Below are 26158 nucleotides of genomic sequence, written 5' to 3'. Positions count from 1 at the left end.
GTTCTTTCGGTGAACTTAATACTTCAGTTCGAGACGGTTTTCCCCGACCCGGCGCGTGCCGGGCCGCCCACTGCATCAATTCAGATTGAACGAGAACGGCACCTGGACCCGTACCGGCTGGCCCTGCGCGACGCACTTGAACCGTTTCACGGTGTTGTAGGCGGCGCGATCGAGGATCGGATCGGCGGACTGCGCCACGCGCTCGTTCGTGATGTTCCCTTCCGCATCCACGACGAATTCGATCGTCACGTCGCCCGTGATGTTGTTTTCCTGCGCTTCCTTCGGGTACTGGATCGACGCGCGCAGCGTGTCGGAATTCGGGCAGACGACGCCTACGTCATGGCTGACCGGCTTGGCCGGCGCCGGAGCGGGCGCCACGACCGGCGCCTGCACGGCCGGCGCGGAAGGAACCGGGGCCGACTGGTGCGTGATCGTCGCCTGCGGCGGCGCCTGCACCGGCACTTCCGGCGGCGGGACGAACGGCGGTGGCGGCGGCGCGAATTTCGGCGGCGGGAGCTTGACGACGGGCATCGGCGGCGGCGGCGGCGGCTTGACCGGCTCGATGATGCGGGTTTCGATCGGATGCTGGATCACCTGCACGACTTTCGTCGCGAGGCCGTTGAGCAATGCGTAGATCAGCACTGCATGCAGTACCAGGACGATTCCGATGCCGCCGAACCGGCGCACCGGATTCTGCTGCTTCTTGCCGAACTCTCGCGGACGCCCCAGCGTAGCCAGTCCGCTGTTCGAAGTAGTCAAACCTTCTTCGACTTTCATGCCCACCATGCATCCCCCAAGCGATTCGCCCAGTTTCGGGTTGCTGCCGGTGGCGAAGCCAGGTCGGCATCGCCACCGTATCAACCCGAATATTTCATTTCAAATTCAATTTGCAATCCGAATTGAAAGAATCACACTCGAATTCCAATTCATTCTTTTTCAAGGAATCGATCCGGCCGGCTCGGCCCGGTGTCACACCGGGAATCCACGCGCCCGCACGGTCAGGCAATTGTCAGCTGTGCTGGCTTAACCCGGCATTCCGTATGACGATGCGCCGTTCGTTACGCGGTGATGTCAATGACGCCGTTCACTTGGGTGCAGAAGATAGCAAGGAAAAAATTTTGCCGTCAAACTTTATTTGATGTCCGAATACAAAGTTTGGAGGATTTATTCAAGTAATATTCTGGTAAGCAGAAATCCACCTTTTATTATTGAAACGGTAATTGATTTGTATGGGTATATTCGAAATCGAATGTTGAATCATTTCGACATATATATCCGTATATTTCCCCCCGCCGCACCAAAATGGTTCACCCCTGAAGCGACGTGCAAGGCTTATCCCTTCATGTCGCCAATGCCGACATCGGTCGTCCAGTGCCGCCGCTCACCCTCCTCTAGTCGCCGACACCGCTCCCGGGACACATCGAGAGCACGAATGGCCCGCCTCATAATTGATCTGTAATCCGATACAAACAGAAGAAGGACCTTCATAACATGAAAGTCCACTAAACCACTTCGGATATCGAATTAACTGTGGAGGATGACACGCGAAGTCCCGGCGCACGAACACGTCGCCCACACTTCGGCACGCACACGTGCGCACCAGCCCCGCGCGTCACCGCACGCGCCGCGCAATCACGACTGCATACCCTGCATCTTGTGCGAAAAATGCGCGCGCTCGGCCGTCTCCATCAGCATCAGGAATTCGTCCTGAGTCATGTGGATCAGCGCTTCGTGGTCGCCGGCCTCGAAATAAACATCCGGCTGCTGCGCGAGGCGTTCCTCGAGGAACGTCTTCATCCCGTACGCCATGCAGACCGGCGGCAGCGCGCCCATGTCGCAATCCTTGAACAGTTCGCGCAGTTCGACCTCCCGGGCGAGCACGAGATGGCGCCCCGTCTTCACCCAGAGATCCGACAGGCGCACGGCGTGCGTCGTCGGCAATACGGCGGCGACGTAGCCCTCGTCGTCCTCGAGGAGCACGGTTTTCGCGAGGCGATCGCCGGGAATATGCGCGGCGGCGGCCGTCTCCATGCTCGTATGGCTATAGGGGTGGTACACGACTTCGTACCGCGATGACTTCTGGCGCAGGCAATCCTGCAGGGTGGCAGATACAGGCATGGCACACCTCGTCTGGGCGAATCGGGCGAACGGAGTTCGCTCCGGATTTGTTCAGCATAGCTCGCATTCGGGCCAATGGAAATCGCTGCCTCGCCCCTTCCTCATTCGGGCTCCAGCTCCGGTTCCAACCCCTTTTCGCGCAGCCATTCGCGGTTGAAAAGCCGCGCGCGATAAATGTCGCCGCGATCGCACAGCAAGGTCACGATCGTGTGCCCCGGGCCCATCCGGCGGGCCAGCCAAACCGCCGCCGCGACGTTGATGCCGCTCGATCCGCCAACGTACAGCCCTTCTTCGCGCAGCAGCCGGTAGACCATCTTCACGCACTGCGCATCGTCGATCCGCACGGCGTCATCGATCGGCGCACCGGCGAGATTCGCGGTGACGCGCGTCGAGCCGATGCCTTCTGTGATCGAGTTGCCTTCGGCGCCGAGATCGCCCGTTTTCACGTAACCGTAGAGCCCACTGCCGTGGGGATCGGCCAGCACGATCCGGACCTCCGGATTCTGCTCCTTCAGGTAGCGGCTCACGCCTGCCAGCGTGCCGCCCGTGCCGGTCGCGCAGACGAACGCATCGACCGTGCCCGCCGTGTCGCGCCAGATTTCCGGCCCGGTCGTCTCGTAGTGTGCCTGCCGGTTGACGACGTTGTCGAACTGGTTGGCCCATACCGCGTTGTCGAGTTCGTCCGCGAGCCGCCCGGCAATCTTCTGATAGTTGTTCGGGTCGCGGTACGGCGCCGCCGGCACCGGGCGCACGTCGGCGCCGAGCGTGCGCAGGATCGCCATCTTGTCCGGCGATTGCGTGTCGGGAATCACGATCACGCAGCGATAACCGCGCGCCGCGCAGATATGCGCAAGACCGATGCCCGTGTTGCCCGCCGTGCCCTCGACGACGGTGCCGCCCGGCTTCAGCGCGCCACGCTGCTCGGCGTCGCGGATGATGTAGAGCGCCGCGCGATCCTTCACCGAGCCGCCCGGATTCATGAATTCCGCCTTGCCGAGGATCTCGCAGCCCGTTTCCGCGCTGAGCTTCGCCAGCCGGATCAACGGTGTGCGACCCACACAGTCGACGAAGCCCTGTCGCACGTCCATGTCCCCCTCCTTTGCATTCGCGCTCGCGGCACCCTACACAACGAAGGATAGGACGCGCCCGCCGCTTTCGGCGCCGGCCGCCGCGTACTAAGCTTGGAGAGCCCATTGCGGCGCGCGCCGCATCGCCAGACGAGGTCCGCCATGCTGCAATTGCAAACCGTCGCCGTCGACAAGCCCGAGGCCATGAATTTCATCCTCGGCCAGTCGCATTTCATCAAGTCCGTCGAGGACATCCACGAGACGCTGGTCGGCACCGTGCCCGGCATCCGTTTCGGGCTCGCGTTCTGCGAGGCATCGGGCAAGCGGCTCGTGCGCCGTTCCGGCACCGATGCGGAGCTCGTCGAACTCGCGTGCCGCAACGCCAGCGCAATCGGCGCCGGGCACGCTTTCATCGTGTTCCTCGGCGACGGTTTCTATCCGGTCAACGTGCTCAATGCGATCAAGGCTGTGCCGGAGGTCTGCCGGATCTACTGCGCGACCGCGAACCCGACCGACGTGATCGTCGCGGAAACCGCGCAAGGACGCGGGATCGTCGGCGTCGTCGACGGCTTTCCGCCGCTCGGCATCGAGAACGACGACGACGTGCGCTGGCGCAAGGATCTGCTGCGCACGATCGGATACAAGGCGTAGCATGGGCCGCCGGGACGGATGGGTCATGATCGCGTCGCTTCTGCCGGGGCCTGCCCTGCAGACGCTGCAGCATCATTGGACGGACCTTCGTGTCTCGGCTTTGTCGAACGAGATGCAAAAGCCCATGCATCAGCGGCGCGTTCGCGGCGGCAATCTCGGGGCGTAGGACAACCAGACCGTTAGTTGCATTTTAGAGGGCGGGAATACGCTTCCGCTTGCATCGCGCTGCCGCCGCCCGGCTGTCCTATACTGGCCGCAGCAGACCGACCGACGGCCGCGCCGACACACCGGCCACAGCCGCCGACTCTTCCCGGAGCAACGCATGCATTACCAGCTGATCTACGAACTCGTCGACGATTACCTGTCCCGTCGCGAACCGTTCCGCGCCCAGCATCTCGCGCTCGCACAGGCCGCGACCGAGCGCGGTGAGCTCATGCTTGCCGGCGCGTTGGCGGACCCGGCCGACCAGGCCGTGCTCGTGTTCGAAGGCGATTCGCCGGAAGCGGCCGAGTCGTTCGCGCGCGCCGATCCGTACGTGCAGAACGGCCTCGTGAAATCCTGGCGCGTGCGCCCGTGGCGCGTCGTGGTCGGCAAGCACGCGCCGCGCTAGACGCGCGAGGCTACAGCCACCCTGCCCGCTTGAAGCGCCACCATAGCGCGAGATCGGCCGCGACCATCACCGCAATGCAGCCGTAGAAACCGTATTTCAGGTGCAGCTCCGGCATGTTCGCGAAGTTCATCCCGTAGATGCCGGCAATCATCGTCGGAATCGCGAACAGCGCGGCGAACGAGCCGAGCCGCTTGGTCACCTCGTTCTCGGCGAGCGAGATCATTCCGAGGTTGACCTGGATCGCCGTCACGACCATCTCGCGCCGCCCTTCGATCGTCTTCACGATCCGCTGCAGATGGTCGTACACGTCGCGGAAGTAATGCTCCATCCCGCTGCATATCTGCGGGATGCGTCCGCCCGTGAGCTTCGCGAGCGGCTCGATCAGCGGCGCCGTGTGCTGATGCAGCATCACGAGGCGGCGCTTCAGCGAATAGAGATCCTCGATGATCGCGCGCGACGACGCGGGCGTGGCCTTCGTGAAGATGCGGTCCTCGAGTTCCTCGAGCTCGGCGCCGAGCGTTTCGAGGATCGGGAAATAGCGGTCGACGACCTGGTCCATCAGCGCGTAGAACACGAACGCCGAGCCTTCCTGCAGCAGATGCGGCTCGCGCTCGCAGCGCTTGCGCACGTCGCGGAAGTCCTGCTCGGTGCGGTTGCGGATCGACAGCACATAGTTCGGGCCGACGAACACGTTCAGCTCGCCGACGTTGAGTTCGCCGTCGCCGTCGAGCTCGACCATATGCAGCACCGCGAACAGCGAATCGCCGTACTCCTCGATCTTCGGCCGCTGATGTCCCTTGCGGGCATCCTCGAGCGCGAGCTCGTGCAGCCCGAACTCCTCGCCCATCAGGTCGATTTCGTCGGGCGTCGGATCCTTCAGCGCGACCCACACGAAGCATTCGGGCTTCGACACGTAGTCGCTGATGGCGTCGATATCGATGTCGGCCAGCTTGCGGCCGTCCTGGTATGCAGCACAGTTGATCAGCATGTTGTCTGTGATGTTGCGGTTTACGCATCAGTTTACCGCTTTGTTGCACGGTCGGCCCGGCTTGCGCGGCACACCGATATTGGTCATGATCGGGCTGCGTGCACCGCAGCACGCGCACCAACGCACTTCGGCACGTACGCCGCACGGCCGTGCGGCCCAACCGTCAAGGAGGCAGACCCATGTGGTATTTCTCGTGGATACTCGGCATCGGCGTGGCACTCGGCTTCGGCATCATCAACGCGATGTGGCTGGAAGCGGAAGTGTTCTCGCGCGGCGACAAGCGCAGCGACACGTCGAGCCAGGGGTCGGGGAGCAAATATTCGTGACGCACCTGGTGTTCTTCTGCGGTCACGCCGGCACCGGCAAGACCACGCTCGCGAAGCGGCTCATCCGGCCGCTGATGCGCGCGACCGGCGAAGCTTTCTGCCTGCTCGACAAGGACACGCTGTACGGCCGCTACAGCTCGGCCGCGATGGGCGCGCTCACCGACGATCCGAACGACCGCGACAGCCCGCTCTACCTGAAGCATCTGCGCGATCCCGAATACCACGGCCTGCTCGACACGGCCCGTGAAAATCTTGCGCTCGGCATCAGCGCGATCGTCGTCGGCCCGCTGTCGCGCGAAGTGCGCGACCGGCGCATCCTCGACCGCGCGTGGCTCGGCATCGCGCCCGACGTCACGCTGACGGTCGTCTGGGTCCACACGTCGGAAGACGTCGCGCACGCGCGGATCGTCGCGCGCGGCAACCCGAACGACGCGTACAAGCTCGCGCACTGGGACGAATACCGGCAGCGCCGCTTCGTACCGACCGGCCACGAATGCGACGGCATCGTGATGTTCGACAACACCGCGCCGTCCGACGCGGACGTCGACGCATTGCTGTACCGCATCGTGCCGCCCGCGCCCGCCGCGACGATCGTCCCGCCGCTGCCGGCCTGACCGGCACCGGCGCCCTTCTCTCTCCCTCAAAAAAACAACGCCGGAAGCGCTGCTGCGCTACCGGCGTCGTACGGCCCTCGTGCCTGAGACTGGCGGGTGGTCAGGCCACCGCGTGCACGCGCTCCATCGTGCCGCCTTCGTACAGCTTGCCGAAACGGTTCGACAGGAACGCCTTCAGCGATACCTTTTCCTGCGGGATGAAACCGCTCTGCGGCAGCTTCTTCTCGCGGAACAGATCCAGCACCGCGCACATCGCGCCGGCCGTCGTGATCTGGATCGCGCTCATGTGCATCCCGCACACGTCCTTTGCGAAGATCTTGCGCGTGAACACGTCCTGCACGAGCTGGCCGTCCTTCACGCCCGTCACCGTGACGAACACGAGCACGACGTCCTGCTTCGTCGACGGCACCGCGCGGCGCATGATCGACTTCAGCGTGTCGCGGTCGGTCGACAGGCGCAGGTCCTCGAGCAGGAACTGCACGAGTTCGCGGTGGCCCGGGTAGCGCACCGACTTGTAGTCGAGCGTCTCGACCTTGCCCGACAGCGTCTCGCACAGCGTGCCCAGGCCGCCCGACGTGTTGAACGCTTCGTATTCGGTGCCGTCGAGCGAGAAGTGCTCGAGGCCTTCGAGCGGCTGCACCCACTGCTTGCGGCCGTCGCGGATCGCTTCGCACGGCTGGCAGTATTCGTTGATCAGGCCGTCGACGCTCCACGTCAGGTTGTACTTCAGCGCGTTGGTCGGATACTCGGGCAGCGCGCCGACGCGCATCTTCACGTCGCGCACTTCGCTGAAGCCGTTCACGAGTTCATGCGCGGCGATGCCGATGAAGCCCGGCGCGAGGCCGCATTGCGGCATGAACGCGCGGTCCGAACCGTCGGCCAGTTCGCGGATCGCGTGGGTCGCGCGCACGTCTTCGGTCAGGTCGAAGTAATGGACGCCGGCAGCCTTCGCGGCGGCGGCGACGTTGACCGCGAGGTAATAAGGCAGCGCGTTGACGAGCGCATCGAAGCCCTTCACTGCTTCGCGAATCGCGTTCGCGTCGGCTGAATCGACCCGTTGCGTCGCGATGCCTTCGCGCGACAGCTTTGCGAGCGCATCCGCATCGCGGTCGAACGCGACGACTTCGTAGTCGCCCGTTTCACGCAGCATGTGAGCAATGGTGTGGCCGATCAGACCTGCGCCGACGATGACGATTTTCATGCGCTTATCTCCTGATGATGGGTTGGTGTTGTGGACGGCGTTGAGCCATGAACACAGTTTAGGGACGCGCAAAATCAGTTCCAAGACGAAGAATGATGCGAAACGACCGATAATTTCGACGAAATAACGAGTCATTTCGTCTAAACGACCAAATCATCTAAAAATCGCGTATAGCTCGTGCCGCAAGCGGACCGTTACGGCCTGCGTTCTCGAAGGCGGAAAGAAGGAGGAACGACGCGCGCGCTCGTCATGCGCGGAAATGCGCAAGAGAATGCAACATGGATGCGTCGAACGACGCGTGGAAACGGCCGTCCGCGCCCCTGCGGAACATCGGGCACGGCGGTGTCAAATATGTGGAGGCTCGTGCACTCGGCGCGCACGAACGTGCTCGCGGATCAGGCAGACATCTGTGCGGAATACTCGACTGCGACATCAAATGCGATGTCGCGAGGTGCGCATCAGCCGCCGATCGTCCCGCGATCGATCTTGCGCGAAAGTATGATCGACGTCGTCGTGCGTTCGACGCCTTCGAGCGTGCCGATCTGGTCGAGCAGGTCGTTGAGCCGTTCGGGCGAATCGGCGCGCAGCCACGCGACGTAGTCGTACTCGCCGCTCACCGCACACAGCAACTGCACTTCGGGCATCCGGTCGAGCTTGCGCAACACATCCTTGCCGAACTTCGGCGTGAGGATGATGCCGACATACGCGTAAATGCTCGCGTCGAGCACGTCCTGCCCGAGCCGGACGCTGTAGCCGGCGATCACGTTGGTGCGTTCGAGCCGCGCGATGCGTGCGACGACCGTCGTGCGCGCGACGTCGAGCTGGCGCGCGAGATCCGCGACGCTTGCGCGCGCATCGGCTTGCAGCAGCGCGACGAGCTGCCGGTCGAGATCGTCGAGTTGGTCGAGACGGGGTGGACGCATGAGGCCGGGCCGGCGTGCGACGCGCCGGCTAAGTGGAAGGTGACGCGATGATAGCGCCGAACGCCGGTACGCCCAAACGGCATCGCGCGCCGTCATGCGGTCTCGCTGCCTTGTTCGTGCACAACGACCGCATCCGGATCGCGCTTGCCGCTCACTTGCCGAGCCCGTCGCCGGTACGTGCCGGACCATCGCCAGCCCCGCGCCGATCCGCTATGTCCCTTTCAGTTTCGATTCGTATCGGATGTAAGCAAGTGTCGCATTCACTACCGCGCTGCATGCAACGTGCTACTAATACCGTGCGACGCGAGATGCGTGCTTGCGGCAATTGCCGCCGCGCCCGCTCGCAAGACACCACCCCGGAGAGCCAACCATGAAGAAAATCTCGCTCACCCTCGCTACGCTCGCCGTTGCAGCCAGCGCGTTCGCGCAAACCCCGGCGCAGCCGCAAGCGCCCGCTCCGGCCACGACGGCTGCGGCCGCAGCATCGGCCCCGAGCGCCGAGCAGCGCGCGGCGCGCCACGAAGCGCGCGTCGAGCAGCGCATCAAGTACCTGCACGACCAGTTGAAGATCACGTCGGCGCAGGAACCGCAATGGAAGACGTTCGCCGACACGATGCGCGACAACGGCGAAACGATGGGCCGCCTCTATCGCGACCGGATGGCCAAGCACGACGTCTCCGCGCTCGACGACATGAAGCAGTATGCGGAATTGTCGCAGGCGAACGCCGACGGCGCGAAGAAGCTCTCCGACGCATTCGCGCCGCTCTACGCGAGCTTCCCGGCCGAGCAGAAGGCGCTGGCCGACACGACGTTCCGCAGCTGGCTGAACCATGGCGGCGAGCACCGCGGCAAGGGCAAGACGAAGGGCAAGGAAGGCAAGGCGGCCGCCGCGCCAGCCGCAAGCGCACCCGCGCAACCCTGACGCCCTCCCCGCCGGCGCCGCACTGCCCGTTACGGGCCGAACGGCGCCGCGCGTCCTGCCGGCGATCGGCGCGCGTCACACGGCGCGCCGAATTCGGGATAAGCTCCCGGCTTTTCCCGCACTTCCTCGCCATGCACGAACTCAAGCACATCGATCTGCGTACCGACCCGCAGGCCCGTCGCGTCGTCAAGGACGAAACCGTCGCCGTTTCATTCGCGGACGCAGACGGCGAACTGATGAGCCTCGAAGGCCCGAACCGCTATGTCGCGGGCGACGCGCTGATCACGGGCTCGACCGGCGACCGCTGGGTCGTGTCGCGCGCGCGCTTCGACGCCAAATACCTGCCCGCCGATCCGGCACTCGCGCACGGCGCGCCGGGCGCCTACCGTAACCGGCCGGCCGTCGTGCTCGCGCGCCGGATGGACGAGCCGTTTACGATCGCCCGCTCGGAAAACGGCGACACGCTGCGCGGCGTCGCCGGCGACTGGGTCATGCAGTACGCACCCGGCGACTACGGCGTCGTGCAGGCGCAGCGCTTCGCGCAGGTCTACCGCGACGCGTAATCCGCCGCGCCGGCATGAAGCCGGCGTGCATGCTCACGCAAAGTCTTCGTCGAGTTCGAGTTCCGCGTTGCGCTCGACGGCCTCACCGGCCGCGTGTCGCTCCTCGAGCGACCCGAGCATCGCTTCCGTATATGCATGCAGCACCGCATGGCTGCGCGCGCGCTGCATCGGCTTGAGCGCGAGATAACGCGCGAGCGCGGCCGGCACGATGCGGATATCGAGCGTCATCCGCTTCGGCGTCGCGCCGAAACGCATCGCGAGCCAGTGCACGGACAGGAACCGCCCGCGCTCGTCGCCGCTTTCGGCGAAGCGCGTCTGCTCCGGAAAGAGATCGCAGATCACGCGCGCGAGCGCGTCGAATTCGGCGCTCCGGCATTCGATCAGATAGTCGTCCATCCCGTCTCTCCCGTCAGGCAGCCGTACGCGGTGGCCGGCACGTCTTCACCATCACGACGACCAGGATCGCGGCCAGCACGAAATACGCGGCCTCGACCCATGCGGCCGGCAGCACGCGCACCTGGTACAGCAGCGCCGGCGCCGCGGCGAGCGCATGCAGCACGATCGCGAGCGGCAACACGCCCGCACGGCCGGCGCGCACGCCGCGCCAGACCAGCACCGACAGCGCAAGCTGCAGCACGAACGCCGCGCAGCGTTCGAGCAGCAACAGCAGGATCGACTGCACCGACAGCGTCGCGAGCATCACGTGCAGCCGCACGACGGTATCGCCCGGCAGGTCGGAAAGCTGCGTCTCGAGCTGACCGCGGCTTGCCAGCCACGCGAGATACGACCACTGGCCCCACACGAGCACGCCGACGAACCACGCTTCGGCGCCGCCGTGGCCGATCCCGTAGCCGATTGCGCGACCGTCGCCGGCCGACGTGCCGTAGCGCCGGTTCAGGAAACGCATCCCGAGATAACGGCCGACTTCCTCGAATACGGCGGTCGCGAGCGCGCTGTACGCGACGAACGCGAGCGGCTGCGTCAGCCAGCCATCCGCCGGCGTCTGGCTCAGCACGAGCCCGTGGAACGCGCGTTCGACGATCATCGCAAACAGCGTGAAGACGGCGACGCCGACGATCGTGTCGCGGCGGTTGAGCGCAAGCGGCTTGCGCAGGATACGGAAGAGGACGAGCGGCAGCAGCGCGATGATCAGCGTGGCGGCAATCAGCACCGCCAGCGTGACGGGAGCGACAGTCATGTATTTCCTTGTTCGGGGCAGCGCACCTGACGCGCTGCGTGCCCCGCATGATACTCAGCTTGCGGTCGACGCGCGCGCAATCAGCTCGCCCGGCAGCATCGCGACGCGCACGTCGCCCGCTGCGCCGTCGATCCGCTCGTGCACGAATTCGACGGCCTTGTAGCCGATTTCGTAGGTCGGCTGACGGATCGTCGTGATGCCGATCAGCTCGGCCCATTCCGGATCGTCGATCGACAGCAGCGCGGCCTTCTGCTGCCACGCGGCGCCGAAACGCGCGCGCAGGTGGCGCGCGATCGCGAGCGCGACCGGCGCGTTCGCGGCGAACAGCGCCGCGCGCACGCCGCGCCGCGTTGCGTCGTCGATGCGCGTATCGAGGTCGGCGAGCGCCGCCGCGGCCGCGTCGGGCTCGTTCAGGTCGAGCACGACCGTCGACGGCACCGGCAGCCCGCGCGCGCCCAGCGCCGTGCGGAACGCGGCCTCGCGCAGGCGCCGCGAGCTGACGTGCTCGAACGGCTGCACGACGAAATGGATCGCGTCGAAGCCGTGCTCGATCAGGTGCGCGAGCGCCGTCTCGATCGCATCGACGTTGTCGAGGCCGATCAGGTCGGCCTCGAAACCCTCGACGGTCCGGTCGACGAGCACGGCCGGGATGCCGGCGCCGCGCAGCGGGCGCAGCACGTCCTCTTCGGCGCCGAGCGCGTTGACGATCAGCCCTTCGACACGGTAGGTCGTGAGCAGCTGCAGGAAGCGGCGCTCCATCTCGACCTCGTTCGCCGCGTGACAGATGAGCGGCATGTAGCCGAGCGCATGGCACGCGGCCTCGACGCCCTGCAGCACTTCGACGGTATAAGGATTGGTCAGGTCGGCCGCGAGCATGCCGAGCAGCCGGTTGCGGCCGCGCTTGAGCCCGCGCGCCATCTGGTTCGGCCGGTAGTTGAGGCGCGCGATCGCGGCCTCGATCCGCTGACGCAGATCGACGGACAGCACATGCGTCTCGCCGTTCAGGTAGCGCGAAACGCTGGTCTTGCCCGTGCCGGCCTCGCGTGCGACATCGCTGATCGTCGCCGGACGCGGCGTGGAAGGATGCGAATCGGTCACTGTCGTGCCTCGCGACGTACGATCCGTGCCGCTTCGTGAGCGGACGGACCTTTGTTGTTGGAAACGTAAGCCACCCGGCGGACTCCTCTGTCGACCAGCGTTAGCGCTTCAGCGCTTACGCTGGTCCCATGCTTCGCGGTCGACCAGCGTCAGCCCTTCAGCGCTTACGCTGGTCCCATGCTTCGCGGTCGACCAGCGTCAGCCCTTCAGCGCTTACGTTGATCCCATGCTTCGCGGTCGATCGGCGCCGGCGCATCGGCGCCCGCTCCAGTCACGTGCAAAAGCAGTCGGCCGCACCGGACCTGGCGCGGATGCCCGTCGCCGAACGCCGCCGGCAGCGTTGCCGGGCCGTCGATGCGACAAGCGGGCGATCATAACGCAGCCAGCCCTCCGGCACCAAGACCGTCGACTCTAACGGCGCCGGCACCCCGCCGGCCGGCTGTCTTCCCGTTACCCGGCGCGGCTCAGGCCCGCGCGAGCGCGTCCGGATTGACGAGATTCGCGCGCAGCGTGCCGGCCAGCGCGCCGACCAGGTTTTCCGCGGCGCAGCGCGCCATCGCGTGGCGCGTCTCGTGCGTCGCCGAACCGATATGCGGCAGCGCGACGACATTCTTCATCTGCAACAGCGGCGAATCCGCCGGCAGCGGCTCCTTCTCGAACACGTCGAGCCCCGCGCCACGGATCGTGCCCGCGCGCAGCGCGTCGACCAGCGCGGCTTCGTCGACGACGGGCCCGCGCGACGCGTTGATCAGGATCGCGCCGCGCTTCATCTTCGCGAATTCGGCCGCGCCGATCAGGTGGTGCGTTTCCGGCGACAGCGGCACCTGCACGCACACGAAATCCGACTGCGCGAGCAGTTCGTCGAGCGTCACGCGCCGCGCGCCGTACTGCGTCTCGGCTTCGGCATGCGCGGACCGGTTCGCGTACAGCACCTGCATCCGGAAGCCGAGTGCCGCGCGGCGTGCAACCGCGCCGCCGATCCGCCCGAGCCCGACGATGCCGAGCGTCTTGCCCTGCACGTCGGTGCCGTACAGGTCCGGGCCGATGCTGCGATGCCAGTGGCCGGCCTTCACCCACTCGGCCAGCTCGACCACCCGCCGCGCCGACGCCAGGATCAGCGAAAACACCGTATCGGCGGTCGACTCGGTCAGCACGTCCGGCGTATGCGCGAGCACGATCCCGCGCCGCGTGAGATCCGCGACGTCGAAATTGTCGTAGCCGACCGAGATCGTCGACCAGGCCTTCAGCCGCGGTGCGCGGTCGAGCATCTGCGGCGTGACCTTCAGGCTCGCGCCGATCGCGCCGTCCGCGCTGCCGAGCGCATCGGCGAGCACGTCGGCGCCGTCTGCCTGCACGACGTCCGCATGCTCGCGCAGGTACGCGAGAACGTCATCGGGCAGCGGCTTGTAGGCGACGATACGAGGCTTCATCAGTTTCATTTTCCTTGCAGCGGCGCGGCGAGCGGATGCGCATCGCGCGCCTGGGGTTTGACGGACAGCGTGAGGATCACCGCGGCGACGAGCGCGGCGCTCATGAACGCGTACGACGCGACGGGCGACCCGGTCGCCCCGTTCAGGTAGCCGACGAAGTACGAGCCGACAAACGAACCGAGCGCGCCCATGCTGTTGATCAGCGCCATCGCGCCGCCGGCGACGTTCTTCGGCAGCAGCTCCGGCACGATCGCGAAGAACGGGCCGTACGGCGCGTACATCGCGGCGCCCGCGACGACCAGCAGCGCATACGAGATCCAGAAATGCGACGAGCCGAGCGCGTACGACGCGGCGAACGCGGCTGCGCCGATCAGCAGGAACGGCCATACGAAGCCGCGGCGCGAGCCGACCTTGTCGGACGCCCACGATGCGGCAAGCATCGCGATCGTCGCCGCGAGATACGGCAGCGCGGACAGCCAGCCGGTCGCGACCATCCCGAGGTCGGAGCCGTTCTTGACGATCGACGGCAGCCACAGCACGAAGCCGTACACGCCGATGCTCCAGCAGAAATACTGCGCGCACAGCTTGATCACGGCCGGCGAGCGGAACGCCTCGCCATAGTTGCGCACGGGCTTGATCGCCGCCTGCTCGGCCGCGAGCGCGGCGTCGAGGTCGCGTTTTTCCTGCGCGGTGAGCCACGGCGAATCGGCCGGCTTGTCCTGCACGAGGAACCACCAGCACACGGCCCAGAGGACGGCGGGCACGCCTTCGGCGATGAACATATGGCGCCAGCCGAATTCGTGCACGAGATAGCCCGACACGATCGACATCCACAGCACGGTGACCGGATTGCCGAGGATCAGGAACGTGTTCGCGCGCGAGCGTTCGTTCTTCGTGAACCAGTTGCTGATGTAGATCAGCATCGCCGGCATCACGGCCGCCTCGACGACGCCGAGCACGAAGCGGATCGCCATCAGCGACGGGATGTTGCTGACCACGCCGGTGAGCGCCGCGCAGCCGCCCCACAGCACGAGGCTGACGAACACGAGCTTCTTCACGCTGCGGCGCTCCGCATAGATCGCGCCGGGAATCTGGAAGAAGAAGTAGCCGAGGAAGAACAGCGCGCCGATCAGCGACGACAGGCCCTTGCTGATGCCGAGGTCCTGGTTGATGCCGGCCGCCGCCGCGAACCCGTAGTTCGCGCGGTCGAGGTAGGCGAGGCTGTACGTGATGAACACGATCGGCATGATCGTCCACCAGCGTCGGGCTGCGAGATTGGTTGCCATCAGAATGTCTCCTTTGTTGACCGGGCTGACGCCTCAGCGCTTCGCGGCCGGAACCGGTGCGTCAGCACCGCTCCGGTCGCCTGCTTTGCCGTCCGGTCTCACGCAAAGCGGTGCTTGACGCACAAAATGAATCCGCGGATTGTGCCGTGTTCGGCCTCTCATTGCGCGGTGACGGTTTCCTCTAAGCGATCGGCGCGATTGCTGACATTTTCGAGCCGGTCGAGTGCTTCGCGCGTCGGCAAGCCTTCCGAATCGCCGATCACCTGGATCGCGAGCGCGCCGATCCGGTTGCCGCGCGCGACGGCCTGTTCGACGCTGCGGCCTTCCAGCAGCGCGCTGACCACACCGACCGCGAAGCCGTCGCCGGCGCCGACCGTGTCGACGACGCGTTCGACGCGCTCGCCCGCGACCGTGCCTTCGCGGCCGTCGGCCGTCCGGAAGTACGCGCCCTGCTCGCCGAGCTTGATCACGACGCCGCGCGCGCCCCGTGCGAGATAGAAGCCCGCGATGTCGGCCGGCGTGTCGTGCCCGGTGAGCTGCCGCCCTTCGGCGAGGCCCGGCAGCACCCAGTCGGCGAGCGTAGCCAACGCGTTCAGCGTCTTCGCCATCACGTCGGCGGACGGCCACAGCGTCGGGCGCAGGTTCGGGTCGAACGAGATCGTCTTGCCGGCCGCGCGCATCTCGCGCGCGAGCCGGAACGCGAGCTCGCACGACGTCGCGGAGATCGCCGGCGCGACACCCGTCAGGTGCAGGTGGCGCGCACCGAGCACATAGTCGGCCACGTAATCGTCGCACGACAGGTGGCTTGCGGCCGAGCCCTTGCGGAAATATTCGACGGTCGGGTCGCTGCCGTCGTCGTTGCGCGACTTCAGCTGGAAACCGGTCGGGTAACGCGGATCGACGGTCACGCATGATGCGTCGATGCCTTCGCGTGCGAGTGTGTCGAGCACGTAGCCGCCGAACGAATCGCGGCCGATGCGGCTCATCCAGCCGACCCGGAAGCCGAGCCGCGACAGGCCGATCGCGACGTTCAGGTCGGCGCCCGCGATCCGCTTCGTGAATTGCGCCGCATGCGCGAGATGGCCGGGCTCGGTCGCGACGAACATCGCCATCGCCTCGCCGTAGGTCACGACATCGAGTGCTGCTTTCATGAGTGAACTCCTCAGGATTCTTCTGCCGTCACGCCGTTGCAAGCCACGCGACGCGCCGGCATGCATCGCCCGCCAGGTCGGCCGCGTCGAACGGAAACTCGATGCCGCGCGGCGCATGCTGCGGCAGCACCGCGAGCACGCCGGTCACGAGCGGGTCGTTCGGCGCCGGCGCGGCCGCGAAACGGCGCGCGCCCTCGCCGACGACCGCCTTGCAATGAATGTATTCCACATGCGGCGCGAGCATCTGCGCGCAGTCGAGCGGCACTTCGCCCGGCCACTGCCAGTTGCCGATGTCGAACGTCATCCCGAGCGCATCGGGCATGCCCGCCGCGGCCAGCGCGTCGAACAGCCGGCGGAACTGCGCGAGCGCGCCGCCGACCGGAAGCTGGCCGTTCTCGACCACCACCCGGGCACGCGCGCCGCGCGACAGCGCGACGATGTCGGCCGCATGCGCATCGCCGGCGAAGCCGCCGAGCTGGAATTTCACGAAACGCGCGCCGAGCGCGTCGGCTTCCGCGAGCGCGTCGCGCAATGCGTCGGCGTCGAGCGCGCCCGTTTCCGTGTACAGCGAGGCCGGCGTCGAATAGACCGACCACAGCCCGTGGCCGGCCAGTTGCGCGCCGAGCGCGGCCAGCGCGCCGGGCGTCGCGTCGTCGTCCGACGCGAACAGCTCGCGCCTCACCTCGAAGCCGGTCGCACCGGATGCCGCCGCGGTCGCGACGAATGCGCTGTGGCCCTCCTGGCGCACACGGTCCATCCCGAATGCGCTCGCCACGATCACGATGTCTGCCATTTTGCCCTTTTTACCGGAATGGAACCGGTTCCATTTGCTTGAGACGGATGGTGCGCTTCGGTTCGGACACACGCCATAGAGGAAATCCCTAAGACCGGATGCCACGCTAACGCGCGCCCGACGGCGTGCATCGTGTGGCCCCGGATCGGCTTCGGCCACCTATGCGAGATCCTGCGCGAGACTCATTTCGAGGAACTGCGCGGCGACCCGCGACGGCGCGCCGCCATGCGGCACGAGGATGGAGAAATGACGCGTGAGCGGCGCGGGCGCCAATGAGCGCAGCACGAGCGCCGCATCCTGGTGACGCAGCGACATCGCGGACACGAACCCGACGCCCATCCCGGCACGCACGGCCTCCTTCACCGCTTCGACGCCCGCGATCTCGAACGCCACGCGCATCGGCGCGCCACCGTGCGCGAACGCGCGCTCGACGAGCTGCCGCACGCCGGAGCCTTCCTCGCGCAACACGAGCGGATGGGCAGCGAGCGCATCGAGCGTCACGCCCGCATCGTAGCCGCGCGCGGCCAGCGGATGGCCGGCCGGCACGATCGCGACGATCTCGTCCTCGTGCCACGCATGCACGGCCGTGCCGGACGGCAGCGCCTCGCCGGGCGGCCCTTCGATCATCGCGATGTCGAGCGACGGCAGCGCGGCGACCACGTCGGCCGTATTGCCGCTCATCGTCTGGATCGTCACGCGCGGCGCACGCGGCTGGAACGCCGCGATCAGGTACGGCAGCAGATAGCTCGCGGGCGTCGTACTCGCACCGATCCGCAGCGTGCCGGCCTCGAGGCCGCGCACCGCGTCGCGAAACGCGCGCGCCTGCGCGAACGTGTCGCGCTGCGCCTTCGCGTATTGCGCCAGTTGCTCGCCGACCGGCGTCAGGCGGATGCCGCGGCCGTCGCGCTGGTACAGCGGCTCGCCGAATTCGTCCTGCAGCAGCCGCAACTGGCCCGACACGGCCGGCTGCGACAGATGCAGCGCCACGGCGGCGTGGCTGATGTTCAGGTGCTCGGCGACGGCCGCGAACGTTATCAGTTGATCCGGGGTCATGGGGATGAATTATCGGCTTTCCGGATAGTTTACGTCACAAATCACAATTTTTCATATCGATATAACAAAATTAGGATTACAGCATCGCAACACGCTCAATTCCGATGCGCCATGTCCACTGCCCCGACTCCCCATCTCAGCCACGCCGCGCCGTCGATGCGCGGCCAGTTGAACGGCGTGCTGTTCGTCGCGCTGTTCGCCGCCGCCGTCACGAGCCTGTCCGGGCTCCCCGCGATCGCGGGGCTCGGCCTGTCGCCGCTGATCGTCGGCATCGTCGCCGGCGCGCTGTACGGCAATGCGCTGCGCGACGGCATGCCGGCCAGCTGGGCAGCCGGCGTCAATTTCTCCGCGCGCAAGCTGCTGCGCATCGCGGTCGCGTTCTTCGGGTTGCGCGTGAGCCTGCAGGAAATCGCGCAGGTCGGCCTGCCGGGCCTGACGGTCTCGGTGCTGGTCGTCGTCAGCACGCTCGTGATCGGCACCTGGGCCGGCATGAAGCTGATGAAGCTCGACCGCGACGCGGCGCTGCTGACCGCCGCCGGCAGCGCGATCTGCGGCGCGGCCGCCGTGCTCGCGTTCGAGTCGACGCTGCAGTCGAAGCCGCACCAGAGCGCGATGGCCGTGGGCAGCGTCGTGCTGTTCGGCACGCTGTCGATGTTCCTGTACCCGATCGCGTATCACGCCGGGCTGCTGAACCTCGATCCGGCCGGCCTCGGCCTGTTCTTCGGCGGCACGATCCACGAGGTCGCGCAGGTGGTCGGCGCAGCCAGCGACATCAGCCCGCAGGTCGCGCATATCGCGACGATCGTCAAGATGACGCGCGTGATGCTGCTGGTCCCGGTGCTGCTCGTGCTCGGCTGGTGGCTCGCCCGCTCGGCCCGCGCGACGGCCGGCGGTGCGCAAGGCAAGCGCAAGGTGGCCGTGCCCTGGTTCGCGCTCGGCTTCCTCGGCTTCGTGATCGTCAATTCGCTGAACGTGCTGCCCACCGACGTCACGCATACGCTGAACGTGCTCGATACCTTCGCGCTGACGATGGCGATGACCGCGCTCGGCATCGAGACGCGCGTGTCGCAGATCCGCGCAGCCGGCCCCCGCGCACTGGTGACCGGCCTGATCCTGTACGTGTGGCTGATCGCCGGCGGCTACGGGATCACCTGGGCCGTGCAGCACTGGCTTGGCTGAGCCGCCCGTCCGCAACACTTCGCGCGCCGCGCCCGACGGGATGGTCCCGCGGGCGCGGCGCGGTGCTATGCTTCGCGTCGTTTTCCATCGCCCCCTTTCAGCCGTGCTCTCGTTCCTGCTGAAGCTGCGCACTCGCGCCGAAACGCTGTTCCGCCTGTCGGACGCCCATACGATGCTGATCTGGTCGGCCATCGTCGGCGTCGGCGGCGCCTTCGCCACCATGGCGTTCCGCGAAGGCATCGACCTGATGCAGCACCTGATCTCCGGGCACAGCGGCAGCTTCGTCCAGATGGCGAAGAGCCTGCCGTGGTACGTGCGGTTCTGGATGCCGGCCGCGGGCGGCTTCCTCGCCGGCTGCGTGCTGCTGCTCGCGACACGCGGCGACAAGCCGTCCGGCAAGACCGACTACATGGAATCCGTCGCGCTCGGCAACGGCATCGTGCCCGTGCGGCAGAGCCTGTGGCGCAGCGTGTCGTCGCTGTTGACGATCGGCAGCGGCGGCTCGATTGGCCGCGAAGGCCCGATGGTGCAGCTCGCGGCGCTTGCCGCGTCGCTCGTCGGCCGCTTCGTGCACTTCGACCCGCCGCGCCTGCGCCTGCTGGTCGCCTGCGGGGCAGCGGCCGGCATCACGTCCGCGTACAACGCGCCGATCGCCGGCGCGTTCTTCGTGTCGGAGATCGTGCTCGGCACGATCGCGATGGAGAGCTTCGGGCCGATGGTCGTCGCGTCGGTCGTCGCGAACATCGTGATGCGCGAATTCGCCGGCTACCGGCCGCCGTACGAAATGCCGGTGTTTCCGGCCGTCACGGGCCCCGAGGTGCTGCCGTTCGTCGTGCTCGGCGCGCTGTGCGGCGTGCTCGCGCCGCAGTTCCTGCACCTGCTCGACGCGTCGAAGAACCAGTTCAAGCGGCTGCCCGTGCCGCTGCCCCTGCGGCTCGCGCTCGGCGGCCTCGTCGTCGGCGTGATCTCGGTGTGGATTCCGGACGTATGGGGCAACGGCTACAGCGTCGTGAACCACATCCTTCATTCGCCGTGGACCTGGCAGGCGCTCGTCGCGGTACTTGTGTTCAAGGTGATCGCGACCGCCGCGACCGCCGGCTCGGGCGCGATCGGCGGCGTCTTCACGCCGACGCTGTTCGTCGGCGCGGTGTTCGGTTCGCTGTTCGGGCTCGCGATGCAAGCACTGTGGCCCGGCCATACGTCGGCGTATTTCGCATATGCGATCGTCGGGATGGGCGCGTTCATGGCGGGCGCCACGCAGGCGCCGCTGATGGCGATCCTGATGATCTTCGAGATGACGCTGAGCTATCAGGTCGTGCTGCCGTTGCTGGTGTCGTGCGTGTTCGCGTACTTCGTCGCACGCGCGACGGGCACGACGTCGATGTACGAGATCACGCTGCACCACTACCAGGACGCGCAGGAACGGCTGCGGCTGCGCACCACGCAGATGCGCGAGCTGATCCAGCCCGCGCAGACGGTCGTGCCGCTCACCGCGAGCGTCGCCGACATGACGCGCGTGTTTCTCGAATATCCGGTGAAGTATCTGTACGTGACCGACGACGCCGGGCGCTTCCGCGGCGCGGTCGCGCTGAAGGACATCACGTCCGACCTGCTCGACAAGCGCGACACGTCCGACAAGACGGCCGCGCATTATGCGCATACGCCGTTTCCGCTCCTCACGCCCGACATGCCGCTTGCCACCGCGCTCGAACGCTTCATGGCGTTCCAGGGCGAACGGCTGCCGGTGATCGAAAGCGAAGCCGAGCCGACGCTCGCGGGCGTCGTCTACAAGACGTCGCTGCTCGACGCGTATCGGCGGATGACGGGCGAGCGCTGATGCGCATGGTGCGGCTCGGGCCTCACCGCGCCGCACCACTTCATCGCATCCGGCCTGCCACGGGTGAACACGACGCCCGCGAACCCGCTTCCCCGTCAGTCCGGCGCGCGCCCCAGCACGACCCGCGCGAAGAACCCGGCGAGCACCGCTTCGGCCGAGTCGGCCGACACGTGCTGCGGATCGGCCGTGTAAAACGACTGCACGCCGTCGCACAGGCACATCAGGCCGAACGCGAGCGTCTCGGCCGGCAACAGCAGCGGCGTGCCCGCGCGCTCGGCGAAGCGCTGGATGAATTCGGCCATCTGCAGCCGCTTGCCGTGCAGGAACTGGTTGAAGCGCACGCGAAACTTCGCGTCGCGCGCCGCCTGCAGCTTCGCCTCGCCCCACAGCAGCGAATATTCGTCGTCGCGAAACAGCGTCCGGTAGTACGCGAGCGCCATCGACTCCATCTGCTCGCGCGGACCGCCTTCCTCGAAGATCGCTTCGAAATCGGCCCGCACTGAATCATGGTCGCGCGCGAGCAGTTCGAGCAGCAGGTCCGACTTGCTGCGGAAATTCGAGTAGAACGCACCGCGCGTAAAGCCGGCCGCGGCCGCGATGTCCTCGACGCTCGCGGCCACAAAGCCTTTCTTCAGAAAAATACGATGCGCGGCATTCAGCAGACGTTCGCGCGTCTGGTCCCTGCTCTGCTCGCGAGTTAAGCGCTGTGGTTTCATGGCGCGCAGTCTAGCACCACTCCCCTTTCGGATTCATCTTTGCATTCAGATACAGGTGTGTATTAGAATTCGCCGCAGTTTCTGAAATTGTTGTCCGCGCGCCGCTGCCGGCGTCGCTTGGGGCAAGCGCCCGTCGCGCTTGCCGGCTTCGTTCCGCTCCATCTCCCCTGGGGGTTTCGTGAATCGCTCCGGTTCCCGCGCCGCGCTGCTGATCGGCGTCGCGCTCTTCGTCGCCGCCTGTCATCCGAAAGAATCCGCGCCGCCCGCGCCGCGCCCCGTCGTCGCGCTGCCTGCGCATGCCGATGCCGCCGCGGCCAAGCGCACGCTGCCCGGCGAAATCCAGACGCGCTACGCGACCCCGCTGTCGTTCCGCATCGCCGGCAAGATCGTCGAGCGCAAGGTGCGGCTCGGCGATACGGTCAAGGTCGGCCAGGTCGTCGCGCTGCTCGATCCGTCCGACGTCGAGAAAAACGCTGCGAGCGCACAGGCGCAGCTCGATGCCGCGACGCACACCCTCGCGTTCGCGAAGCAGCAGCTCGACCGCGACCGCGCGCAGGCGCATGAAAACCTGATCGCGACCGCGCAGCTCGAGCAGACCCAGAACAGCTACACGTCGGCGCTCGCGCAGCGCGACCAGGCACAGCAGCAGCTCGCGCTCGCGAAGAACCAGCTCCGCTACGCGACGCTCGTCGCCGATCATGCCGGCTACATCACCGCCGAACAGGCCGACACCGGCCAGAACGTGTCGGCCGGCCAGGCCGTCTACCAGCTCGCGTGGTCCGGCGACGTGGACGTCGTCAGCGACGTGCCCGAAGCCGCGCTCGCGTCGCTCGCGCCGGGCCATGCGGCGACCGTCACGCTGCCGTCGTTGCCTGGCCGCCAGTTCGCGGCGAAGGTGCGCGAAGTCGCGCCGGCCGCCGATCCGCAAAGCCGCACGTATCGCGTGAAGCTCACGCTCGCCGCGCCCGATCCGGCGATCCGCCTCGGCATGACCGCGAACGTCGCATTCGACGGCGCGCCGGCCGCCGGCGACGCGCAGCCGATCACGCTGCCCGCGACCGCGCTGTTCCACGACGGCGCGCAGCCGGCCGTGTGGGTCGTGCGCACGAAGGACGACACGCTCGAATTGCGCCGCGTCGACGTCGCGCGCTTCAACGAGCGCACCGTCACCGTGTCGCACGGGCTGCAGCCGGGCGAGCGCGTCGTGCTGCAGGGCGTGCATACGGTCAGCGCGGGCGAGAAGGTGCGCCCGGTCGCGCCGCTGCATCCGGAGGACTTCGCATCGTGAGCGCCCCCCGCGAAGAAGGCCGGTTCAACCTGTCGGCGTGGGCGCTGCGCCATCAGGCGCTCGTCGTCTACCTGATCGCGCTCGCGACGCTCGCGGGCATCCTCGCGTACACGCGGCTCGCGCAGTCCGAAGACCCGCCGTTCACGTTCCGCGTGATGGTGATCCGCACGTTCTGGCCCGGCGCGACCGCGCGGCAGGTGCAGGAACAGGTGACCGACCGGATCGGCCGCAAGCTGCAGGAAACGCCGGCCATCGACTTCCTGCGTAGCTATTCGCGCCCCGGCGAATCGCTGATCTTCTTCACGATGAAGGACTCGGCGCCCGTGAAGGACGTGCCCGAGACCTGGTACCAGATCCGCAAGAAAGTCGGCGACATCGGCTATACGCTGCCGTCCGGCGTGCAGGGCCCGTTCTTCAACGACGAATTCGGCGACGTCTACACCAACATCTGGACGCTCGAAGGCGACGGCTTCTCACCCGCGCAGCTGCACGACTACGCGGACCAGTTGCGCACCGTGCTGCTGCGCGTGCCGGGGGTCGGCAAGGTCGACTATTTCGGCGACCCCGACCAGCGGATCTTCATCGAGGTGAACAACGCGCAGCTCACGCGCCTCGGCATCTCGCCGCAGCAGCTCGGGCAGGCGATCAACGCGCAGAACGACATCTCGTCGGCCGGCGTGCTGACGACCGCCGACGATCGCGTATTCGTGCGGCCGAGCGGCCAGTTCGACAACGTCGACGCGATCGCCGATACGCTGATCCGCATCAACGGCCGCACGTTCCGGCTCGGCGATCTCGCGACGGTCAAGCGCGGCTACGACGATCCGGTCGTCACGCAGATGCGCGCGGCCGGCAAGGCGGTGCTCGGCATCGGCGTGACGATGCAGCCGGGCGGCGACGTGATCCGGCTCGGCAAGGCGCTCGACGCGGAATCGAAGGACCTGCAGGCGCGCCTGCCGGCCGGCCTCAAGCTGGTCGAGGTGTCGAGCATGCCGCACGCGGTCGCGCATTCGGTCGACGACTTCCTCGAGGCGGTCGCCGAAGCCGTCGCGATCGTGCTGGTCGTGAGCCTCGTGTCGCTCGGCCTGCGCACCGGGATGGTCGTCGTGATCTCGATTCCGGTCGTGCTCGCGGTCACGGCCCTGTTCATGTACCTGTTCGACATCGGGCTGCACAAGGTGTCGCTCGGCACGCTCGTGCTCGCGCTCGGGCTGCTCGTCGACGACGCGATCATCGCGGTCGAGATGATGGCCGTGAAGCTCGAACAGGGCTACAGCCGCGCGCGCGCCGCCGCGTTCGCGTACACCAGCACCGCGTTCCCGATGCTGACGGGCACGCTCGTCACGGTGTCGGGCTTCCTGCCGATCGCGCTCGCGAAATCGAGCACCGGCGAATACACGCGCTCGATCTTCGAGGTGTCGGCGATCGCGCTGATCGCGTCGTGGTTCGCGGCCGTCGTGCTGATCCCGCTGCTCGGCTACCACATGCTGCCCGAGCGCAAGCGGCAGGCGCACGAAGCACACCTGCCCGACGACCACGAGCACGACATCTACGACACGCGCTTCTACCGGCGGCTGCGCGGCTGGGTCGACTGGTGCATCGAGCGGCGCTTCGTCGTGCTGCTGATCACGGGCGCCCTCTTCGTCGTGTCGCTGATGGGCTTCTCGCTGGTGCCGCAGCAGTTCTTCCCGAGCTCCGACCGGCCCGAGCTGCTGGTCGACCTGCGGCTGCCCGAGGGCGCGTCGTTCGCGGCGACGCTGCGCGAGACCGAACGCCTCGAAAAGGCGATCGACAAGCGCCCCGAGATCGATCATTCGGTGAACTTCGTCGGCAGCGGCGCGCCGCGCTTCTACCTGCCGCTCGACCAGCAGCTGCAACTGCCGAACTTCGCGCAGTTCGTGATCACCGCGAAATCGGTCGAGGATCGCGAGAAGCTCGCGACCTGGCTCGAAACCACGCTGCGCGACCGGTTCCCGGCCGTGCGCTGGAGGCTGTCGCGGCTCGAGAACGGCCCGCCGGTCGGCTATCCCGTGCAGTTCCGCGTGAGCGGCGACAGCATCGCGACGGTCCGCTCGATCGCCGAGAAGGTCGCGGCGACGATGCGCGGCGATGCGCGCACGGTCAACGTGCAGTTCGACTGGGACGAGCCGGCCGAGCGCTCGGTGCGCTTCGAGATCGACCAGAAGAAGGCGCGCGAGCTGAACGTCACGTCGCAGGACGTGTCGAGCTTCCTCGCGATGACGCTGTCCGGCACGACCGTCACGCAGTACCGCGAGCGCGACAAGCTGATCGCGGTCGACCTGCGCGCACCGCAGGCCGACCGCGTCGATCCGGCCAAGCTCGCGGGTCTGGCGCTGCCGACGCCGAACGGCCCGGTGCCGCTCGGCTCGCTCGGCCGCTTCGAGCCGACGCTCGAATACGGCGTCGTGTGGGAACGCGACCGCCAGCCGACCATCACCGTGCAGTCGGACGTGCGCGCCGGCGCACAGGGCATCGACGTCACGCACGCGGTCGACGCGAAGCTGAACGCGCTGCGCGCGCAGTTGCCGGTCGGCTATCAGATCAACATCGGCGGCTCGGTCGAGGAAAGCGCGAAGGCGCAGAACTCGATCAACGTGCAGATGCCGCTGATGGCGATCGCCGTGTTCACGCTGCTGATGATCCAGTTGCAGAGCTTCTCGCGCGTGCTGATGGTCGTGCTGACCGCGCCGCTCGGGCTGATCGGCGTGGTCGCCACGCTGCTGCTGTTCGGCAAGCCGTTCGGCTTCGTCGCGATGCTCGGCGTGATCGCGATGTTCGGGATCATCATGCGCAACTCGGTGATCCTGGTCGACCAGATCGAGCAGGACATCGCGGTCGGCCACGGCCGCGTCGACGCGATCATCGGCGCGACGGTGCGGCGCTTCCGCCCGATCACGCTGACGGCCGCGGCCGCCGTGCTCGCGCTGATCCCGCTGCTGCGCTCGAACTTCTTCGGGCCGATGGCGACCGCGCTGATGGGCGGCATCACGAGCGCGACCGTGCTGACGCTGTTCTACCTGCCTGCGCTGTACGCGACGTGGTTCCGCGTGAAGCGCGACGAACGCGACCCGCAGGACGGCCCGCCGCATGACGGCAGCACGCCGGCCGCGCCGTCGGGAGCCTGA

The 26158-nt window shown here is 67.0% G+C and carries 25 protein-coding genes; 10 read left to right on the top strand and 15 right to left on the bottom strand.

The window, feature by feature from the left end; genetic code table 11:
* Window positions 1-75: 75 nt before the first annotated feature.
* The 3 genes from AC3WLY_RS28685 to AC3WLY_RS28675 form a co-directional block, all read right to left on the bottom strand.
* Window positions 76-777, bottom strand: a complete 702-nt coding sequence (locus AC3WLY_RS28685; protein ID WP_347066751.1) for an energy transducer TonB — start codon at window positions 775-777, stop codon at window positions 76-78.
* Between the two features lie 855 nt (window positions 778-1632).
* On the bottom strand, window positions 1633-2118 hold the full coding sequence (locus tag AC3WLY_RS28680; protein WP_047900737.1) for an aminoacyl-tRNA deacylase: 486 nt from the start codon (window positions 2116-2118) through the stop codon (window positions 1633-1635).
* A gap of 101 nt (window positions 2119-2219) precedes the next feature.
* A complete protein-coding gene (locus AC3WLY_RS28675) occupies window positions 2220-3206 on the bottom strand; it encodes a cysteine synthase A (RefSeq protein WP_175961352.1) in 987 nt (328 codons plus the stop codon).
* A 141-nt stretch (window positions 3207-3347) separates the two neighbouring features.
* On the opposite strand from AC3WLY_RS28675, the gene AC3WLY_RS28670 reads away from it, so the two are divergent.
* Window positions 3348-3836 carry an adenosine-specific kinase gene (locus AC3WLY_RS28670; RefSeq protein WP_175961351.1) on the top strand — a complete coding sequence of 163 codons (489 nt, stop codon included), beginning with the start codon at window positions 3348-3350 and terminating at the stop codon, window positions 3834-3836.
* A 322-nt stretch (window positions 3837-4158) separates the two neighbouring features.
* The gene (locus AC3WLY_RS28665) at window positions 4159-4446 is read left to right on the top strand and encodes a YciI-like protein (protein ID WP_310143080.1); all 288 of its coding nucleotides are present in this window, start codon (window positions 4159-4161) and stop codon (window positions 4444-4446) included.
* A 10-nt stretch (window positions 4447-4456) separates the two neighbouring features.
* Here the strand turns inward: AC3WLY_RS28665 and corA are convergent, their stop codons facing one another.
* Window positions 4457-5434 carry a magnesium/cobalt transporter CorA gene (corA, locus tag AC3WLY_RS28660; RefSeq protein ID WP_175961349.1) on the bottom strand — a complete coding sequence of 326 codons (978 nt, stop codon included), beginning with the start codon at window positions 5432-5434 and terminating at the stop codon, window positions 4457-4459.
* Window positions 5435-5613: 179 nt separating this feature from the next.
* Between corA and cydX the strand changes: the two genes are divergently transcribed.
* Complete coding sequence (cydX, locus tag AC3WLY_RS28655; protein ID WP_034181373.1) at window positions 5614-5760, top strand: cytochrome bd-I oxidase subunit CydX; 147 nt, start codon at window positions 5614-5616, stop codon at window positions 5758-5760.
* On the top strand, window positions 5757-6374 hold the full coding sequence (locus AC3WLY_RS28650; RefSeq protein ID WP_310143083.1) for a P-loop nucleotide/nucleoside kinase family protein: 618 nt from the start codon (window positions 5757-5759) through the stop codon (window positions 6372-6374). Before cydX ends, AC3WLY_RS28650 begins: the two co-directional genes overlap by 4 nt.
* Before the next feature lie 100 nt (window positions 6375-6474).
* Here AC3WLY_RS28650 and AC3WLY_RS28645 read toward each other — a convergent pair whose 3' ends face one another.
* The gene (locus AC3WLY_RS28645) at window positions 6475-7575 is read right to left on the bottom strand and encodes a saccharopine dehydrogenase family protein (protein ID WP_492308878.1); all 1101 of its coding nucleotides are present in this window, start codon (window positions 7573-7575) and stop codon (window positions 6475-6477) included.
* Window positions 7576-8033: 458 nt separating this feature from the next.
* Window positions 8034-8498 (bottom strand): Lrp/AsnC family transcriptional regulator, encoded by a 465-nt coding sequence (locus tag AC3WLY_RS28640; RefSeq protein WP_006481526.1) that lies wholly within the window; start codon window positions 8496-8498, stop codon window positions 8034-8036.
* A 370-nt stretch (window positions 8499-8868) separates the two neighbouring features.
* Here AC3WLY_RS28640 and AC3WLY_RS28635 point away from each other — a divergent pair, with 370 nt between their 5' ends.
* Both AC3WLY_RS28635 and AC3WLY_RS28630 read left to right on the top strand, forming a co-directional pair.
* Complete coding sequence (locus AC3WLY_RS28635) at window positions 8869-9420, top strand: Spy/CpxP family protein refolding chaperone (protein ID WP_072441223.1); 552 nt, start codon at window positions 8869-8871, stop codon at window positions 9418-9420.
* A gap of 131 nt (window positions 9421-9551) precedes the next feature.
* On the top strand, window positions 9552-9983 hold the full coding sequence (locus AC3WLY_RS28630; protein WP_175961346.1) for a PGDYG domain-containing protein: 432 nt from the start codon (window positions 9552-9554) through the stop codon (window positions 9981-9983).
* A gap of 33 nt (window positions 9984-10016) precedes the next feature.
* On the opposite strand, the gene AC3WLY_RS28625 is transcribed toward AC3WLY_RS28630, so the two are convergent.
* The 8 genes from AC3WLY_RS28625 to AC3WLY_RS28590 form a co-directional block, all read right to left on the bottom strand.
* Window positions 10017-10379: a DUF3022 domain-containing protein gene (locus tag AC3WLY_RS28625; protein WP_175961345.1), complete on the bottom strand. Its 363-nt coding sequence runs from the start codon at window positions 10377-10379 to the stop codon at window positions 10017-10019.
* A 13-nt stretch (window positions 10380-10392) separates the two neighbouring features.
* The gene (locus tag AC3WLY_RS28620; protein WP_175961344.1) at window positions 10393-11181 is read right to left on the bottom strand and encodes a YhfC family intramembrane metalloprotease; all 789 of its coding nucleotides are present in this window, start codon (window positions 11179-11181) and stop codon (window positions 10393-10395) included.
* A 54-nt stretch (window positions 11182-11235) separates the two neighbouring features.
* Window positions 11236-12279 (bottom strand): LacI family DNA-binding transcriptional regulator, encoded by a 1044-nt coding sequence (locus AC3WLY_RS28615; RefSeq protein ID WP_492308879.1) that lies wholly within the window; start codon window positions 12277-12279, stop codon window positions 11236-11238.
* Between the two features lie 464 nt (window positions 12280-12743).
* Window positions 12744-13709 (bottom strand): 2-hydroxyacid dehydrogenase, encoded by a 966-nt coding sequence (locus tag AC3WLY_RS28610; protein WP_425131327.1) that lies wholly within the window; start codon window positions 13707-13709, stop codon window positions 12744-12746.
* Window positions 13710-13714: 5 nt separating this feature from the next.
* Window positions 13715-14995, bottom strand: coding sequence for an MFS transporter (locus AC3WLY_RS28605; RefSeq protein WP_175961341.1), 1281 nt, complete (start codon window positions 14993-14995; stop codon window positions 13715-13717).
* A 158-nt stretch (window positions 14996-15153) separates the two neighbouring features.
* Window positions 15154-16146 (bottom strand): sugar kinase, encoded by a 993-nt coding sequence (locus tag AC3WLY_RS28600; RefSeq protein WP_492308880.1) that lies wholly within the window; start codon window positions 16144-16146, stop codon window positions 15154-15156.
* 28 nt (window positions 16147-16174) lie between these two features.
* Complete coding sequence (locus AC3WLY_RS28595) at window positions 16175-16939, bottom strand: sugar phosphate isomerase/epimerase (protein WP_492308881.1); 765 nt, start codon at window positions 16937-16939, stop codon at window positions 16175-16177.
* Window positions 16940-17098: 159 nt separating this feature from the next.
* Window positions 17099-17992 carry a LysR family transcriptional regulator gene (locus tag AC3WLY_RS28590; protein WP_492308882.1) on the bottom strand — a complete coding sequence of 298 codons (894 nt, stop codon included), beginning with the start codon at window positions 17990-17992 and terminating at the stop codon, window positions 17099-17101.
* 111 nt (window positions 17993-18103) lie between these two features.
* On the opposite strand from AC3WLY_RS28590, the gene AC3WLY_RS28585 reads away from it, so the two are divergent.
* Complete coding sequence (locus AC3WLY_RS28585) at window positions 18104-19171, top strand: YeiH family protein (protein ID WP_492308883.1); 1068 nt, start codon at window positions 18104-18106, stop codon at window positions 19169-19171.
* 103 nt (window positions 19172-19274) lie between these two features.
* Window positions 19275-21008: a ClcB-like voltage-gated chloride channel protein gene (locus AC3WLY_RS28580; protein ID WP_425131375.1), complete on the top strand. Its 1734-nt coding sequence runs from the start codon at window positions 19275-19277 to the stop codon at window positions 21006-21008.
* 95 nt (window positions 21009-21103) lie between these two features.
* Here the strand turns inward: AC3WLY_RS28580 and AC3WLY_RS28575 are convergent, their stop codons facing one another.
* Window positions 21104-21724 carry a TetR/AcrR family transcriptional regulator gene (locus tag AC3WLY_RS28575; protein WP_492308884.1) on the bottom strand — a complete coding sequence of 207 codons (621 nt, stop codon included), beginning with the start codon at window positions 21722-21724 and terminating at the stop codon, window positions 21104-21106.
* Window positions 21725-21902: 178 nt separating this feature from the next.
* On the opposite strand from AC3WLY_RS28575, the gene AC3WLY_RS28570 reads away from it, so the two are divergent.
* Window positions 21903-23012: an efflux RND transporter periplasmic adaptor subunit gene (locus AC3WLY_RS28570; protein WP_492308885.1), complete on the top strand. Its 1110-nt coding sequence runs from the start codon at window positions 21903-21905 to the stop codon at window positions 23010-23012.
* Complete coding sequence (locus AC3WLY_RS28565; protein ID WP_492308886.1) at window positions 23009-26158, top strand: efflux RND transporter permease subunit; 3150 nt, start codon at window positions 23009-23011, stop codon at window positions 26156-26158. Before AC3WLY_RS28570 ends, AC3WLY_RS28565 begins: the two co-directional genes overlap by 4 nt.

This window comes from Burkholderia sp. FW306-1C-G01B (assembly GCF_058781685.1).
The sequence above is the reverse complement of the archived record's forward strand: the minus strand, read 5'-3'. Positions and strand labels throughout refer to the sequence as shown.

Bases quoted from the DNA above. Each gene is read 5' to 3' on its own strand.
- AC3WLY_RS28675 (WP_175961352.1), bottom strand. From the start codon at position 3,206: ATGGACGTGCGACAGGGCTTCGTCGACTGTGTGGGTCGCACACCGTTG.
- cydX (WP_034181373.1), top strand. From the start codon at position 5,614: ATGTGGTATTTCTCGTGGATACTCGGCATCGGCGTGGCACTCGGCTTC.
- AC3WLY_RS28600 (WP_492308880.1), bottom strand. From the start codon at position 16,146: ATGAAAGCAGCACTCGATGTCGTGACCTACGGCGAGGCGATGGCGATG.
- AC3WLY_RS28625 (WP_175961345.1), bottom strand. From the start codon at position 10,379: ATGGACGACTATCTGATCGAATGCCGGAGCGCCGAATTCGACGCGCTC.
- AC3WLY_RS28680 (WP_047900737.1), bottom strand. From the start codon at position 2,118: ATGCCTGTATCTGCCACCCTGCAGGATTGCCTGCGCCAGAAGTCATCG.
- AC3WLY_RS28630 (WP_175961346.1), top strand. From the start codon at position 9,552: ATGCACGAACTCAAGCACATCGATCTGCGTACCGACCCGCAGGCCCGT.
- AC3WLY_RS28635 (WP_072441223.1), top strand. From the start codon at position 8,869: ATGAAGAAAATCTCGCTCACCCTCGCTACGCTCGCCGTTGCAGCCAGC.
- AC3WLY_RS28670 (WP_175961351.1), top strand. From the start codon at position 3,348: ATGCTGCAATTGCAAACCGTCGCCGTCGACAAGCCCGAGGCCATGAAT.
- AC3WLY_RS28620 (WP_175961344.1), bottom strand. From the start codon at position 11,181: ATGACTGTCGCTCCCGTCACGCTGGCGGTGCTGATTGCCGCCACGCTG.
- AC3WLY_RS28665 (WP_310143080.1), top strand. From the start codon at position 4,159: ATGCATTACCAGCTGATCTACGAACTCGTCGACGATTACCTGTCCCGT.
- AC3WLY_RS28590 (WP_492308882.1), bottom strand. From the start codon at position 17,992: ATGACCCCGGATCAACTGATAACGTTCGCGGCCGTCGCCGAGCACCTG.
- AC3WLY_RS28610 (WP_425131327.1), bottom strand. From the start codon at position 13,709: ATGAAGCCTCGTATCGTCGCCTACAAGCCGCTGCCCGATGACGTTCTC.
- AC3WLY_RS28585 (WP_492308883.1), top strand. From the start codon at position 18,104: ATGTCCACTGCCCCGACTCCCCATCTCAGCCACGCCGCGCCGTCGATG.
- AC3WLY_RS28595 (WP_492308881.1), bottom strand. From the start codon at position 16,939: ATGGCAGACATCGTGATCGTGGCGAGCGCATTCGGGATGGACCGTGTG.
- corA (WP_175961349.1), bottom strand. From the start codon at position 5,434: ATGCTGATCAACTGTGCTGCATACCAGGACGGCCGCAAGCTGGCCGAC.
- AC3WLY_RS28640 (WP_006481526.1), bottom strand. From the start codon at position 8,498: ATGCGTCCACCCCGTCTCGACCAACTCGACGATCTCGACCGGCAGCTC.
- AC3WLY_RS28575 (WP_492308884.1), bottom strand. From the start codon at position 21,724: ATGAAACCACAGCGCTTAACTCGCGAGCAGAGCAGGGACCAGACGCGC.
- AC3WLY_RS28605 (WP_175961341.1), bottom strand. From the start codon at position 14,995: ATGGCAACCAATCTCGCAGCCCGACGCTGGTGGACGATCATGCCGATC.
- AC3WLY_RS28685 (WP_347066751.1), bottom strand. From the start codon at position 777: ATGAAAGTCGAAGAAGGTTTGACTACTTCGAACAGCGGACTGGCTACG.
- AC3WLY_RS28645 (WP_492308878.1), bottom strand. From the start codon at position 7,575: ATGAAAATCGTCATCGTCGGCGCAGGTCTGATCGGCCACACCATTGCT.